This is a genomic window from Brevundimonas sp. (genome assembly GCF_036400995.1).
Classification (GTDB): domain Bacteria; phylum Pseudomonadota; class Alphaproteobacteria; order Caulobacterales; family Caulobacteraceae; genus Brevundimonas.
Genome location: NZ_DASWWG010000103.1, coordinates 1 through 13,518 on the forward strand (window position 1 = coordinate 1; position 13,518 = coordinate 13,518).

Genomic DNA, 13,518 nt, shown 5'->3' on the forward strand with positions numbered 1-13,518 from the left:
GATCCGGGACGTCCGCATCCACGGCCTCCGGGACGGCGGGGAAGGGGGCGAGCGGCTGGGCGAGCAGGTCGGCCAGCAGCACCGGCGCGGCCGGATCGGCCACGAACAGCGCCCGCTCGGCCGCCCGGCGACGCAGGGCCGCGTCCGGCGAGAGCGCCTCGGGCCAGCCCACCAGGGCGTCGGCGGCTTCCCCGGCATGCCCCGCATTGAGACGCTTCAGCACATCCGAAGACAGGAAGCGGTCGACGCCCACCGACACGGCGAAGCTGGCCAGGGCGTCGAACTGGTGCTGGTTCAGGACCGGCTCGACCTGTTCGTTCAGCGCCTTGCCGACCGGGATCAGGTCGTACTGCAGCAGCAGTTCGGCGTCCTGCTCGCCGACCGTAAGCCCCTCGCGGGCCGAGGCCGTGTGGCCGTAGCCGATGACCCAGCGGCCGTCGTCGCGCTGCACGGCGCGCGGCCGGAAGCTCTCGAAGCTCTTGATGAGCACGATCCCCGCGCGGGAGACCTTCAGACGGGGCCTGTTCGTTTCAAGCACAGGGGTGTGTTCCAGATCGGGACGAACGCTTTCGCTTACGGGGAGAACCCGCAAGAGCCGCGCCGCTCACACCTTCGTCAGCGCCGACAGGTCGTCAGAGCAGGACGATGGTCGCCAGGCCGAGGAAGATCAGGAAGCCGAAGAAGTCGGTCGTCGCCGTCACGAATACGGCCGAGGAGACCGCCGGGTCGAATTTGAACTTCGACAGGGTCAGGGGCGTCAGCACCCCGATGGTGGCCGCCACCAGCAGGTTCAGCACCATGGCCGCGGCGATCACCAGCCCGATCCGCCAGTCCTCGTCGCGGAACCAGAAGGCGGTCGCCAGACCGATCAGCGGCGCCAGCACCAGCCCGTTGGCCAGGCCGACGATCAGCTCGCGCCAGAAGGTCCGCGGGGCGTTCGAGCTGTTCAGTTCACGGGTCGCCAGCGCGCGCACGGTCACGGTCAGGGCCTGGGTCCCGGCGTTGCCGCCGATCGCCGACACGATCGGCATCAGCACCGCCAGCGCCACGATCGCCTGGATGGTGCCCTCGAACCAGCCGATGACGCTGGCGCCCAGAGTCGCCGTGGCCAGGTTGATCGCCAGCCAGGGCACGCGGCTGCGCACGATCTCCGGCACGGACGAGCCGCGATCCTCGTCGGCCACACCGGCCAGACGCAGGATGTCCTCGCGGTTCTCCTCCTGGATGATGTTGACGATGTCATCGACGGTGATCTGGCCCACCAGACGGCCCGCCGCGTCGATGACCGGGGCCGAGATCAGGTGGTATTTCTCGAAGATGTAGGCGACCTCTTCCTGGTCCTGGTCGACGGTGATCTCGTTCACCGGCTCCATGATGTCGGTCAGGGTCGTCGCGCGCGGGCTGCGCAGCAGCTGGCTGACCGCCACCCCGCCCACCGGCCGGTTCTGCGGATCGACCACATAGATGTCGAAGAACAGCTCGGGCAGTTCCTCGCCCTGCTTGCGAATGTGGTCGATGGTGTCGCCGACGTTCCAGAACTGCGGCGCGGCCATCACCTCGCGCTGCATCAGGCGGCCCGCGGAGTCCTCCGCATGGCCCAGCGAGCTTTCGATCGCGGCCCGTTCGGGCGCGGGCATGGCGGCCAGCACCTTCTCGCGCTGGTCGTCCTCCAGATCCTCCACGACCGCCGCGGCGTCGTCCGAATCCAGCTCCTGCAGCGCCTCGGCCAGGGTGCCGTGCGGGACCCGCTCCAGCACCTCCTCGCGGATGCCGTCGTCCAGCTCGGGCAGGGTCTCGGCCAGCAGGTCGGGCGGCAGCCACAGGGTCACCACCGAGCGGTGCTCGGCGGTCAGGAAGCCCATCAGGTCGGCCACGTCGGCGGGGTGCAGGTCTTCCAGCAGCGAGCGCAGCTTCAGACCGTCGCCGTCATCGGCGGCGTCGACCACCTTTTCGACGAAGCCCGGCGTCAGGACATAGTCCTCGTCCAGGGCGATGTGTTCGATGTCGTCTTCGGGCGAGTGGGGGGCGGTTGCGACGGTGCTCACGCTGCGGCCTCCCTCAGTGTTTCAAACCAGCCTTAGCCGATGATTCGCCTTGATAAGTTCAGGCGCTGACGAGAGCGCCCGGTGGATACCTGTCTGTCCACCATGGGGCCCGCAGGGTCAAGATGACCGGAGCCGTTTCCGGGCGAAAGCGTCGATGTGGGGGAGACCGGAAGTCACGCCGATGAGGCAGGGCCAGATCAGCGTGACTTTCGAGAGGGTCCGGCGTCGCAGGGCAGCCTGCGTCGCCTCGTTCCGATGTTCAGTCCCGCCCGGCCCGTTTGGGTTGGGAAGGATGGTGCGGTCGAGAAGACTCGAACTTCCACGGGTTGCCCCACAGCGACCTCAACGCTGCGCGTCTACCAATTCCGCCACGACCGCTCGCATCGGAGGGCGGCTGATAGCGGAGGTCGGGGGGAAAGGGAAGAGGGCGCAGGAACCCGTGTTGAAAGAACACGTTTTCGCACCCTGCGGGGCGCTGTTGAGGATTGAGAATGTCGAGGATCATTCCGCTGGCCGTCGCGCTGGCGATGACGGCCGCGCCGGCCGCGCTGGCGCAGGATCACGGTCGCGGCCACGGCGGCGAAAAGGGCGGCGAGGGCCGCGGGCAGGATCACGACCGCGGACCGCAGGCGCGGGAGCAACGCGCCGAGCGCGGGCCCGAGCGCAATGACAACGGCAATCGCGGAGGCCCCGACCGGGATCGCGACCGGGATCGCGACCGCGACCGCCCCGACCGGGTGATTCCCGTCCCCGTTCCGGTCCCGGCCGGGCGAGAGCCCGAGCGGGTGGTGCGCGACATCGTCCGCTTCGAACCGCGTGTCGAGCGCGGCCTGATCGCCGGCTGCCCCCCGGGACTGGCCCGCAAGGACAACGGCTGCCTGCCGCCCGGGCAGGCCCGCCGCATCGAGGCCGAGCGCCGCGCCCGCTACGACTACGTCTGGGACCGGATGGCCCGCGACGGCTACCGCTATCGCTACGACGACGGTTACCTGTACCGGGTGAACAGTTCGGGCGGCCTGCTGGGCTGGCTGCCGGTGCTGGGCGGCGCCCTGTCGACCGGCTCGGTCTGGCCGACCCAGTACAGCTACCAGCCGGCGCCGGCCTATTTCACCGACTACTACCGCCTGCCGGACCGGTACGACTACCGCTACGCCGACGGCGTCCTGTACGGCGTCGACCGCCAGAACAACGGCATCAGCCAGATCGCCGCCCTGCTGACCGGCCAGCAATGGACCGTCGGCCAGGCCATGCCCTCGGGCTACGACATCTACAACGTCCCCTACGACTACCGCGCCCGGTACTATGACACCCCGGACCGCTGGTACCGCTACAACGACGGCTATGTGTACCAGGTCGATCCGACGACCCGTCTGGTGCAGGCCGTGATCCAGCTGCTGGCCTGACGGAGCCCCATCGATGCGACAGATCCTGATCCGCGGGGCGGCTGCGGCCGTCCTGACCCTCAGTCTCGGCCTGACGGCCTGCGGACGCAGCGAGACGGCCCCGGAAGCCGCCGGCGCGCCCGAGCCGTCCAACCGCACCCTGGCCGCCAGCCTGGACGACAACGACGACCTCGATTCCCTCGAGGGCGTGGTCGAGGCCGCGGGCCTGCAGACCGTGCTGGAGGGCGTCGGCCCCTACACCCTGCTGGCCCCGACCGACGCCGCCTTCACCGCCGCGGGCGGCGCGCCGGGCGGCGACGAGAAACCCCAGGGCGCGACCCTGGTGCGCGCCCACATCCTGCCGGGCGCCGTGACCCGCGCCGACATCAACGCCGCCCTCGACCGCGCGTCGAACGGCAAGGTGGAGATGCGCACCATGGACGACGGCGTGGTCACCTTCAGCCGCGAGGGCCAGACCCTCCGCGTCACCGCCCCCGACGGCGCCGTCGCCACCCTCACCGGCTCCGAAACCGCGGCGTCGAACGGGGTGATCCAGCCCGTGGACGGGGTGTTGGTGAAGGGGGAGTAGGGAGTAGGGAGTAGGGAGTAGGGAGTAGGGAGTAGGCAGTAGGGTTATCGGCCCGGATGGGCCTGCAGCCTGTCGATGAGGCCTTTCAGCATCCGGCCGATTTCCTCGGTTTGCTCCAGCAGCGGCTGGATGGCGCCCGACCTGGTGATCTCGACACGCTCCGCAAGGATCAGGTGGGTTTCCAGCTCCTTGAGTGAGCCCTGGGCGATCCGTAGGAAGTTGATGTAGGCCTGCTTTGACGCCCGTCCGTAGCCTTCCGCGATGTTCGCCGCGATCGACGCCGCTGCGCGTCTGCTTTGCGAGGTCAGGCCAAACAGCTCGTCCTTGGGATACTGCCGGGTCAGTGCATAGGTCGCGGCCGCGACATCCATCGCGCGTTGCCAGACAATTAGATCGCGGTAGCTCTGAACTTCGGACAATCCGCTTCCTTTCGGGGAACGCGCCGTATCCTACTGCCTACTGCCTACTGCCTACTGCCTACTGCCTACTGCCTGCCGCCCGGCCGCTACGCCGCCCCCGCCATAAAATCATACACATCCGCCGCCCGGGTCACGGTGATCGCGATCCGGTCCTCGCGGATCTCGATCTCGCCGCGCGCGACGGGGTGGTTGTTGGCCAGGATCCAGACCTCGTCATGCTCGGAGGCGTCGAGCGGGATGACCGCGCCCCGGCCCATCTTCAGCAGCTGGCTCATGGGCAGCACGGAGCGCCCCAGGACGACCGAGATCTCGACATCGACGGATTCGATCTGGCTCACGGGGGACTCTGATACTGAAAGTGACGGGTCGGAGTAGGCTTGCATGGGGCTCCCGATCCCCACATTGGAGCCGTCATGCTTTCCCAGTCCTTAAGCGAACTGTCCGCAAAACTCCGGCGTCCCGACGGCGCGCCCGTCGAATGGGTCGTCGCCGACGGCTACGTGGACTACCCCGAGGCCGTCGCCACGATGGAGGCCCGCGCCGCCGCCATCGCCGCCGGCGAGGCCCGCGAGCTGATCTGGCTGCTGGAGCACCCGCCCCTCTACACCGCGGGCGTCTCGTCCAGGGACGACGACCTGCTCGACGCCGGCCGCTTCCCGGTCCACCGCAGCGGGCGCGGCGGCCAGTTCACCTATCACGGCCCCGGCCAGCGCGTGGCCTATGTGATGCTGGACCTGAACCACCGCGGCCGCGACATCCGCGCCTTCGTGCGCGGCCTCGAACAGTGGATCATCGGCGCCCTCAATGAGTTCAACGTCCCCGCCGACGTCCGCGACGGCCGCGTCGGCGTCTGGGTCGAGCGCAAGGGCCCCGGGTGGTCCCGCGAGGACAAGATCGCCGCCATCGGCGTCAAGGTCCGCAAATGGGTCAGCTTCCACGGCATCAGCCTGAACGTCGAACCCGACCTGAGCCATTTCGGCGGGATCGTCCCCTGCGGCATCCAGGAGCACGGCGTCACCAGCCTGGTCGACCTCGGCGTCCCGGCGACCATGGACGAGGCGGATGAGGCGCTGAAGGTGAGCTTCAGACGAGTGTTCGGGGCGGTGGGGTAGGGGGGCGCGTCCGCATGAACGAAGACACGCCCGGATGGATGGCCCCGGCCAGCGTCGTGCTCGCGGTGGCGGCCGTCGCGCTGTCGGGTAGCGGCGGCCTGATGGAGCACGACCGGGTCCGTCTGCTGTTCGGCGGTCTTGCCGTCTTCTGTCTGGTGATGCTCGGCGTGTTCATGGTCATGGCCGGCGACCGGGCGTCACACGAGGAGCAGGGGGGACTTTACGCCGGGCTGGGCGCGCTCGTCGGTCTGTGCTGGGATCTGGCGTCCGCCGACGGCTTCAGCCTGTCGGGCCTCGCCCTGCATGCACTCGGCGGCGCCGTCCTCAGCTTTATCGTCTACTGGGGCTGGGTCCTGCGGCGGGCGAGGTTCTGGCGGGAGTAGGCGGCCCGGCTGACCGCCCCCCTTCCGATCGCTTACCGGCCCGGTTCGGCCCCCAGATACTCCTCGTCTGTCACGTGCTCCAGCCAGGTCACCGGCGAGCCGTTCAGGCTCTCCTGAATGGCAATGTGGGTCATGCCCTCGTGCGGGGTTGCACCGTGCCAGTGCTTCTGGTCCGGCGGGCACCAGAGGGTGTCGCCGGCGTGGAATTCCAGTCGCGGGCCGCCCTCGACCTGCGTCCAGCCCACCCCTTCGGTGACGATCAGGGTCTGGCCCAGCGGGTGCCGGTGCCAGGCCGTCCGGGCGCCCGGCTCGAAGTGGACGATGGCGCCGCCGACCCGCGCCGGCGCCTCGCGCTGGAACAGGCCGGTGATGGTGACGCGTCCGGTGAAGGTCTCGGGCGAACCCTCGATGACCTGCATCTCGGCCTTGCGGGTGATCTGGGTCACCGGGCCCTCGGCCACGGCGGCGGCGGGGACCCCGGCGAGGGCCGCCGCGCCGGCGATCAGCGACTTGCTCATGCCAGGTGCTCCCGGAAGAAGGCCGTCAGCCGGTCGAACGGGATGATGTCCAACTGGTCGTACAGGTCGGTGTGGCTGGCGCCCGGAATGATCATCAGTTCCTTCGGCTCGGCCGCCGCCGCATAGGCGGTTTCGCTCATGTAGCGGGAGTGGGCCTTCTCACCGTGGATCAGCAGCACGGGGCGCGGAGAAATCTCGGCGATGTAGGTCAGCAGCGGCGCGTTCATGAACGACATCGCATTGGTCCGGGTCCATGACCCGTTCGAGTTGATGGCCCGAGGATGGAAGCCGCGCGGGGTCCGGTAGTAGGCGTGGTAGTCGACCATGAACTGCGGCTCGCCGCCGTGCAGTTCATTCATGATCGGGCCATAGGTCGGGGCGCCCGCCTCTGCGTCGACCCAGCGTTGGCGGCTGATCTGTTCCAGCATCGCCGTCCGCTGCTCCAGCGTGACGCTGTCGTTGTAGCCGTGGGCGCTGACCCGCGAGATGTCGTACATGGTGCTGGCGACCACAGCCTTGACGCGCTTGTCGGCGGCCACCGCGTTCAGGGCGAAGCCGCCCCAGCCGCATATGCCGATGACGCCGATCCGCTCGCGATCCACCGTCGGCAGCAGTCCGATGAAATCCACTGCCGCGCTGAAGTCCTCGGTGTTGATGTCGGGCGAGGCGATGTTGCGCGGTTCGCCGCCGCTTTCACCGGTGAAGGACGGGTCGAAGGCCAGGGTGACGAAGCCCCGCTCGGCCATGGTCTGGGCATAGAGGCCCGAGGATTGCTCCTTCACCGCACCGAACGGCCCGCTGACCACGATGGCAGGGGCGCGCCCCGCCGGGAGGGACTTCGGCGTGTACAGGTCCGCCGTCAGGGTGATGCCGTAGCGGTTCGAGAACTGGACCTTGCGGTGGTCCACGGCGTCACTCTTCGGGAAGGTCTTGTCCCATTCTGTGGTCATGGTCTGGGCCTTTGCGGTGTCGGGGGCGATCAGGGCGGCGGCGGCCAGTGCGCTGACGCCGACACCGCCGAGGGCGAGGAGGTCGCGGCGGCCGAGGCCGAGGGCCGGGGTGGTTTCAGTGGAGGTGTCCGAGGGCATTCGAGGCTCCTTGTTCCTGGTCATTGCGGTTTGAGAAGGCGACGGCCGTCACCGATCAGGGCGAGGGCGGCGAGCGCCAGGATGATGCTGCCGGCGAAGGTCGCCTGGATGGACAGGCCGTCCAGCAGCCAGCCGCCGATCACGGCGCCGAGCAGGATGGAGGTCTGGATCGCCGCCACCATGAGGCTGCCGGCCGCTTCCGGCGCGTCGTCGGCGTTTCGCGACATCCAGGTCATCCAGATCACGGACATGCCCGTGTTCATCGCGCCCCACACGGCCAGCAGGACGCCGACGGCGAGCCAGGCCCGGCCGAACAGCAGCAGGCCCAGAGTCGCCCCGCCCATGACCAGCGCCGGCGCCTTCAGCAAAGGAGCGATCTCGGGGCCGATAAAGCGGCCCGCCGCCCATGTGCCGATGAAGCCGGCCGTGCCGAGCGCGAGCAGAAGCAGGGACAGCAGGCCGACATCCGCGCCCGTCACCCGCTCCAGGAAGGGGCGCAGATAGGTGAACATCGTGAAGGCGGAGCCCCAGGACAGCATCGACGCTGTCAGGCCGCGAAGGAAATACGGCCGCCGCAACAGGGCCAGCATGGCCCCGAAGTCCTGTCGGTCGCGGGCCGGGAGCGAGGGCAGGGCCGTCAGGTGCCAGACGAGATTGACCGCCACCAGCGGGGTCAGGCCCCAGAACACCTCGCGCCAGCCGAACATTCCGCCCAGATAGCTGCCGACCGGCGCGGCGAAGGCGGCGGCGATCGCCTGCCCGCCGTACAGGACCGCGAGCGCGCGGGGCATGGCTTCCGACGGGACCAGCCGCATGATCACGGCGGTCGCCAGCGCCCAGAAGCCGCCGACGCAGACGCCGAGCAGGGCGCGCCCGACCATCAGGATGGTGAAGTTCGACGCCGCGGCGACCAGCACCAGCGACGCCAGCATTAAGGCCGTCATCGCCACCAGAACCGTCTTCCGGTTCAGCCGCCCCGCGACGGTGGTCACCAGCAGGCTGGCGACAACTGCGAACAGGCCGCTGATCGAGATCGCCTGCCCCGTCTGTCCTTCGGTGGCGTGCAGACCCGCCGCCATCGGCGTCAGCAGGCTGACCGGCAGGAATTCGGACGCGATCAGCAGGGCGACGCACAGGGCCATCGACAGGACCGCGCCCCAGGCGGCGGTCGGTGTGTCGGCAAGCGTCGGCGCGGAGGCTTCGGTGGTCATGGAGCGAAAGCTAGTCCCGACGCGTCTCCACGATTAGTCGGCCCAATCGGGATGATCTTATCGACCCGATCGATTAATCTACTTGAGTAGCGGAGGCGTTCGATGCGAACCGACTTCAACCAGCTGACGTGGTTCCAGGCCGTGGCCGAGGAGCGCAGCTTCACAAAGGCGGCGGCTCGGCTGGGCGTGTCCCAGTCGACGCTCAGCCATGCGATCAAGCAACTCGAGACCCGGATGGGCATCCGTTTGCTGACCCGCACGACCCGCAACGTCGCGACGACCCAGGCGGGAGAGCGGCTGCTGCAGACCATCACCCCGCGCATGGGCGAGATCGAGGACGAGATCGCTGCCCTGACCGCCCTGCGGGACACGCCGTCCGGGTCCATCCGCCTGACCCTTTCGGACCATGCGCTGGAGACCGTCGTCTGGCCCAAGCTGAAGCCCGTCCTCGAGGCCTACCCCGACATCAAGGTCGAGCTCCTGCTGGACGGCACCTTCAGGAATATCGTCGAGGACGGCTATGACGCCGGGGTGCGGCTGGGCGAGAGCGTCGAGAAAGACATGATCGCGGTGCGCATCGGCCCGGACTGGCGGCTGGTGGCGGTCGGTTCGCCCGACTATTTCGCAGAGCGGGGCCGGCCCGAACATCCCCGCGACCTGATCCGACACCGCTGCATCAACACCCGGCAGGAAAGCTCGGGCGCCCTCTACGCCTGGGAGTTCGAGAAGGACGGACAGGAGCTGAGGGTCCGCGTGGACGGCCAGCTGGCGTTCAACAACTCCTACGCCCAGGTGGACGCAGCAATCAGCGGGCTGGGCGTCGCCTATGTGCCCGAGAGCATCGTCGAGGCGCACCTGAGGGACGGCGCCCTAGAACAGGTGCTCGACGACTGGTCGCCGCGCTTTGACGGCTATTTCCTCTACTATCCCAGCCGTCGGCAGAACCTGCGGGCGTTCCAGATCATCGTCGACGCCTTGCGGTATCGTGGCGGCTGAACGGCGCGCGTCGTTACGTCCCCCAGCCTACTCCGCCGCCTCCACCTTCATCACCACCGGCAGGGGCACGGCCCGTTCGCCGCGCTTGTTCCGCATCCGGTAGCGGCTCTGGTAGGCGCGGCGTTGTTTGGTGACCTCGTACAGGACGATGCCCGAGCTGGTGCCCAGGTTCAGGCTTTCGATCATGCCGAACATGGGGATGCTGACACACATCTCCGCCCGCTCGACCGCGCGGTCGCTGATGCCGATGGCCTCGCTGCCGAACCACACCGCCAGCTTGGTCTGGGTGGTGTAGTCGCCCTCGTCCAGGAAGATGGACGCCTTGCCCTTCACATGGGGCGAGGTGACGATCGAGGTGTAGTTCTTGCTCTCGAGATAGTCGAAACAGGCGTCGGTGCTGTCGAACCGCTTCACGAAGGTCCACTTCACCGCCGAGACCGACAGCTTGGAGATGGAGCGGCGCTCGCGCAGGTCCTGCCAGTCGTCGGGCAGGGATTTGCGCGGATCGACAACATAGACCTTCTCCACCCCCATGGCGTTGGCGTTGCGGATCACCGTGCCGATGTTCTTGATGTCGCTCGGGTTTTCGATGACGGCGATCAGGTTCTTGCAGCGGAACGGCTTGATCGCGTCGGCGCGCTTGCGCACCGAGCGTTTGGAGGCGGGCTTTACGTCGTCTTCGATATCCATGACGCCGTTCTAGCGGCGCCGCGCCGGGGAGCGCCAGTGGGCCGGCGACCGTCGGTCCGCGTCAGCCCGGCTGTGTCTGGTCCAGAATCTGATCCAGCCGCGCCTCGAAGGCGGCGAGTTCTGCGTCGGTCCAGCCGTCGAAGACCTCGCGCCGATAGCCCGCGGCGATCGGGTCCAGGGCCCGCACAGCGTCGCGTCCGCTGGCGGTCAGCCGGGTCAGGCGCGATCGCCGGTCGCCGATGATGGCGGTGCGCTCCAGCAGGCCCCGGGCCTCCAGGGTGTCCAGCAGCCGGGTCAGGGTGGGGCCGGTGACGCCCATCCGCTCGGCCAGTTCCGCCTGCTTCAGACCGGCCGGCGCCGAGGCGAGGTTGTACAGGGCCGAGAACTCGCTCATCGACGATCCCTGCAGCCGGAACCTCTCGGTCATCCGGGCGCGCCAGCGTCGGGCGGCGATGACCAGCTTGTACGCGGTATTCAGTTCCTGCGCGTCGCGATCCGTCTCCGGGCGAAGCGCCTCTCGCAAATCATAAGGCATCAGGCGTCTACGTCTGTTCGCCTGAAATGGATCATCGAACGTTGGCTCGCACAATATTTTTGTCGCGAGATCATGAACTTGCTAACTATACGCAGCTTCATCAGGTGCGATGCCGACGTAAACCGGCCCCGTTTTACAACACCCCCTCGCTAAGAAGGTCGGGGAGGCCGTACGGGTGTTGCAACGTAGCTTTGCGCGTACCAGTATTCTTCTGGTTGTGTTGACCATTGCGCTTCTGATCTTCAGCGGAGTCGCCCTGCAGCATCTGCGGATCGGCGGACCGGACTACCAGCGGATCATCCAGGACAAGGACCTTGAGGCCGATATCCTGCCGCCGCCGATCTATATCGTGGAGGCCGACCTCAACCTGCATCAGCTGATGCTGCACCCGGAAACTGCGGCGCGGCGGCTGGAGACCCTGGGCCGTCTCCACCTCGCCTATGACGAGCGTCAGGCGCACTGGCGGGCCTCGGCGCTGGATCCGGCGATCAAGGCGCTGCTGACGCAGAAGGTCGATCCGGCGGCCCAGACCTTCTGGACCCTCATCGAGACGGACCTGACGCGCGCGGTCGCCGCCGGGGACGCCGCGGCGACGCGGGCGGCCTTCGAACGGGCCCAGCAGGCCTATGAGACGCATCGCGCCGGCATCGACGAGCTGATCGCCGCCGCCGAGGTCGATCAGGCGCTGAGCGAAGCCCAGGCGGACCGCAACGGCCACATCGGCCTGGTCACCATGGGCGTGGGCGGCCTGCTTCTGCTGGCGGTCATCGGCCTGATGCAGGTCTTCCTGGTCCGTCGGGTGTTCGGGCCGCTGAAACGGACGGTGGCCTTCGCCGACCGGCTCCGCGACGACGACCTCGAGACGGCCGCGCCCGACGCGGGCCGCAAGAACGAGATGGGGGCGCTGGTCGGCGTGCTGGAACAGCTGCGGCTGGCGGCGCTGGACCGGAGACGGCTCGCCGACCAGAGCGGGCGTCACCGGGCCGAGGTCGAACGCGAGCGGGCGGACAATGAGGCCGACAAGGCGCGGACGGCGGCCGAGGACACGGTGGTCCTGCAGGCGCTGGGCGAGGGCCTGGGCGCGATGGCGCGCGGCGACCTGACCTGGCGGTTCACCGCCGGGGTCGCGCCCCGGGCCGAACAGCTGCGGGCGGACTTCAACAGCGCCATCAGCCAGTTGCAGACGGCGCTGGCGGCGGTGATCGGCAATGTCGAGGGCATCCGCAGCGGGTCCGGCGAGATCTCGCAGGCCGCCGACGACCTGTCGCGGCGCACCGAGCAACAGGCGGCCGCCCTGGAGGAGACCGCCGCCGCGCTGGACCAGATCACCGCCACCGTCGGCCACACGGCCTCGGGCGCCCGGCAGGCCGCGGAGGTGGTCCAGGCCGCGCGGGGCGACGCGGAGACCAGCGGCGCCGTGGTCCGCGACGCCGTCGAGGCCATGACGGCGATCGAATCCTCGTCGCGCGAGATCAACCAGATCATCGGCGTCATCGACGAGATCGCCTTCCAGACCAACCTGCTGGCCCTGAACGCCGGGGTCGAGGCCGCCCGCGCGGGCGACGCCGGTCGCGGCTTCGCGGTCGTGGCCTCGGAAGTGCGGGCGCTGGCCCAGCGCTCGGCGGAGGCGGCGCGCGAGATCAAGGGACTGATCGCCACATCGGCGGTGTCGGTCGACGCCGGGGTGCGTCTGGTGGGCGAGACCGGGGAGGCGCTGCGGCGGATGGTCGGACGGGTGGCCGAGATCGACGGCCTGGTCGGGGAAATCGCCGCCTCGGCGCAGGAACAGGCGACCGGGCTGCGGCAGGTGAATACGGCCGTCAACCAGATGGACCAGATGACCCAGCAGAACGCGGCGATGGTCGAGCAGTCGACGGCGGCCTGCCATGTCCTGGCCCGCGAGGCGCAGGCGCTGACCGCGTCCGTCAGCCGCTTCGCGGTCGGCGATCCCGCGGCGGCGGAACCGCCCGCCACGCCCGCTGTCCTCGCGGTCGCGGCCTGAATTTTCGTCGGGACGGCGGCGCCCTTTCTTTGCGGCGCCGCTGAAACCCCGTGCGGGGTCAGGGCCTTCCCTAGGCATGCCGCCGTTGAAGCCCCCGTCCGAAGTCCGCGCCGAACTGTCGGAGCTGATCGCCGAGGCCGTGGCCGAAACCGATGACGTCCGCCGTCAGGGGCTGCTGGTGCTGGCCGATCACTGGTCGGACATCCTGCGCCGCCGCAAGGCCGCCGGGGAGGACGGCGCGGCCGGAAACCTCGGGGCCTGAACGTGCTGCGAGCCCGGTGCGGTCGCACCGGGCTCGCAGGCCCTGGCCGGGACGACGGGGGGCTGGCGCCCGGCCGGGATCCTTACTCCTGCGGGCGGGTCCGTTCGGCCGAGGCCGAGCCGTTGACGCCGACCGAGACGCCCGAACGGTCCGCCGAGGCCGAGCCGGCCGCATCGCCGGCGGTGCGGGTCTGGCGGCGCGGGGTGGTGCGCTCGACGGCGCCCGAACCCGAGGCCTGGCCCGAGACCGAGCCGGCCAGGGCGCCGTTGGCGGCGGCGGTGGTTCC

At 69.1% G+C, this 13,518-nt stretch carries 17 protein-coding genes and 1 tRNA gene; 7 read left to right on the plus strand and 11 right to left on the minus strand.

Annotated features, from left to right (window positions below):
* The 3 genes from VGE03_RS14190 to VGE03_RS14200 all read right to left on the minus strand — a co-directional run.
* On the minus strand, positions 1–490 hold a 490-nt coding region (locus VGE03_RS14190; RefSeq protein ID WP_331047126.1), incomplete at its 3' end, for a lysozyme.
* A gap of 142 nt (positions 491–632) precedes the next feature.
* The gene (gene mgtE / locus VGE03_RS14195; RefSeq protein WP_331047127.1) at positions 633–2,045 is read right to left on the minus strand and encodes a magnesium transporter; all 1,413 of its coding nucleotides are present in this window, start codon (positions 2,043–2,045) and stop codon (positions 633–635) included.
* 293 nt (positions 2,046–2,338) lie between these two features.
* Positions 2,339–2,423 (minus strand) — tRNA-Leu (locus tag VGE03_RS14200).
* 113 nt (positions 2,424–2,536) lie between these two features.
* On the opposite strand from VGE03_RS14200, the gene VGE03_RS14205 reads away from it, so the two are divergent.
* Both VGE03_RS14205 and VGE03_RS14210 read left to right on the plus strand, forming a co-directional pair.
* Positions 2,537–3,448: a hypothetical protein gene (locus VGE03_RS14205; RefSeq protein ID WP_331047128.1), complete on the plus strand. Its 912-nt coding sequence runs from the start codon at positions 2,537–2,539 to the stop codon at positions 3,446–3,448.
* Between the two features lie 13 nt (positions 3,449–3,461).
* Positions 3,462–4,016 (plus strand): fasciclin domain-containing protein, encoded by a 555-nt coding sequence (locus VGE03_RS14210; RefSeq protein ID WP_331047129.1) that lies wholly within the window; start codon positions 3,462–3,464, stop codon positions 4,014–4,016.
* 44 nt (positions 4,017–4,060) lie between these two features.
* Here VGE03_RS14210 and VGE03_RS14215 read toward each other — a convergent pair whose 3' ends face one another.
* The gene (locus tag VGE03_RS14215; RefSeq protein ID WP_331047130.1) at positions 4,061–4,435 is read right to left on the minus strand and encodes a four helix bundle protein; all 375 of its coding nucleotides are present in this window, start codon (positions 4,433–4,435) and stop codon (positions 4,061–4,063) included.
* An 86-nt stretch (positions 4,436–4,521) separates the two neighbouring features.
* On the minus strand, positions 4,522–4,818 hold the full coding sequence (locus tag VGE03_RS14220; protein WP_414644965.1) for a FliM/FliN family flagellar motor switch protein: 297 nt from the start codon (positions 4,816–4,818) through the stop codon (positions 4,522–4,524).
* Between the two features lie 30 nt (positions 4,819–4,848).
* Here VGE03_RS14220 and lipB point away from each other — a divergent pair, with 30 nt between their 5' ends.
* Positions 4,849–5,547 carry a lipoyl(octanoyl) transferase LipB gene (lipB, locus tag VGE03_RS14225; RefSeq protein ID WP_331047132.1) on the plus strand — a complete coding sequence of 233 codons (699 nt, stop codon included), beginning with the start codon at positions 4,849–4,851 and terminating at the stop codon, positions 5,545–5,547.
* 14 nt (positions 5,548–5,561) lie between these two features.
* Positions 5,562–5,930: a hypothetical protein gene (locus VGE03_RS14230; protein WP_331047133.1), complete on the plus strand. Its 369-nt coding sequence runs from the start codon at positions 5,562–5,564 to the stop codon at positions 5,928–5,930.
* Between the two features lie 32 nt (positions 5,931–5,962).
* Here VGE03_RS14230 and VGE03_RS14235 read toward each other — a convergent pair whose 3' ends face one another.
* The 3 genes from VGE03_RS14235 to VGE03_RS14245 are packed head-to-tail and all read right to left on the minus strand — an operon-like array spanning position 5,963 to position 8,747.
* On the minus strand, positions 5,963–6,448 hold the full coding sequence (locus VGE03_RS14235) for a (R)-mandelonitrile lyase (RefSeq protein WP_331047134.1): 486 nt from the start codon (positions 6,446–6,448) through the stop codon (positions 5,963–5,965).
* Positions 6,445–7,536 carry an alpha/beta hydrolase gene (locus VGE03_RS14240; protein WP_331047135.1) on the minus strand — a complete coding sequence of 364 codons (1,092 nt, stop codon included), beginning with the start codon at positions 7,534–7,536 and terminating at the stop codon, positions 6,445–6,447. Before VGE03_RS14240 ends, VGE03_RS14235 begins: the two co-directional genes overlap by 4 nt.
* A gap of 20 nt (positions 7,537–7,556) precedes the next feature.
* Entirely contained in the window at positions 7,557–8,747 is a 1,191-nt protein-coding gene (locus VGE03_RS14245; protein WP_331047136.1) for an MFS transporter, read from the minus strand.
* 102 nt (positions 8,748–8,849) lie between these two features.
* On the opposite strand from VGE03_RS14245, the gene VGE03_RS14250 reads away from it, so the two are divergent.
* A complete protein-coding gene (locus VGE03_RS14250) occupies positions 8,850–9,743 on the plus strand; it encodes a LysR family transcriptional regulator (RefSeq protein ID WP_331047137.1) in 894 nt (297 codons plus the stop codon).
* A gap of 27 nt (positions 9,744–9,770) precedes the next feature.
* Here the strand turns inward: VGE03_RS14250 and VGE03_RS14255 are convergent, their stop codons facing one another.
* Together VGE03_RS14255 and VGE03_RS14260 are read right to left on the minus strand one after the other, a co-directional pair.
* Positions 9,771–10,433 (minus strand): RNA methyltransferase, encoded by a 663-nt coding sequence (locus tag VGE03_RS14255; RefSeq protein ID WP_331047138.1) that lies wholly within the window; start codon positions 10,431–10,433, stop codon positions 9,771–9,773.
* Positions 10,434–10,494: 61 nt separating this feature from the next.
* Positions 10,495–10,968 carry a MarR family transcriptional regulator gene (locus tag VGE03_RS14260; RefSeq protein ID WP_331047139.1) on the minus strand — a complete coding sequence of 158 codons (474 nt, stop codon included), beginning with the start codon at positions 10,966–10,968 and terminating at the stop codon, positions 10,495–10,497.
* Between the two features lie 220 nt (positions 10,969–11,188).
* On the opposite strand from VGE03_RS14260, the gene VGE03_RS14265 reads away from it, so the two are divergent.
* Both VGE03_RS14265 and VGE03_RS14270 read left to right on the plus strand, forming a co-directional pair.
* Positions 11,189–12,970 carry a methyl-accepting chemotaxis protein gene (locus VGE03_RS14265; protein WP_331047140.1) on the plus strand — a complete coding sequence of 594 codons (1,782 nt, stop codon included), beginning with the start codon at positions 11,189–11,191 and terminating at the stop codon, positions 12,968–12,970.
* An 85-nt stretch (positions 12,971–13,055) separates the two neighbouring features.
* Positions 13,056–13,232 carry a hypothetical protein gene (locus VGE03_RS14270; protein WP_331047141.1) on the plus strand — a complete coding sequence of 59 codons (177 nt, stop codon included), beginning with the start codon at positions 13,056–13,058 and terminating at the stop codon, positions 13,230–13,232.
* 82 nt (positions 13,233–13,314) lie between these two features.
* Here VGE03_RS14270 and VGE03_RS14275 read toward each other — a convergent pair.
* Positions 13,315–13,518, minus strand: a 204-nt coding sequence (locus VGE03_RS14275) for a hypothetical protein (RefSeq protein ID WP_331047142.1), incomplete at its 5' end; no start/stop codon positions are given.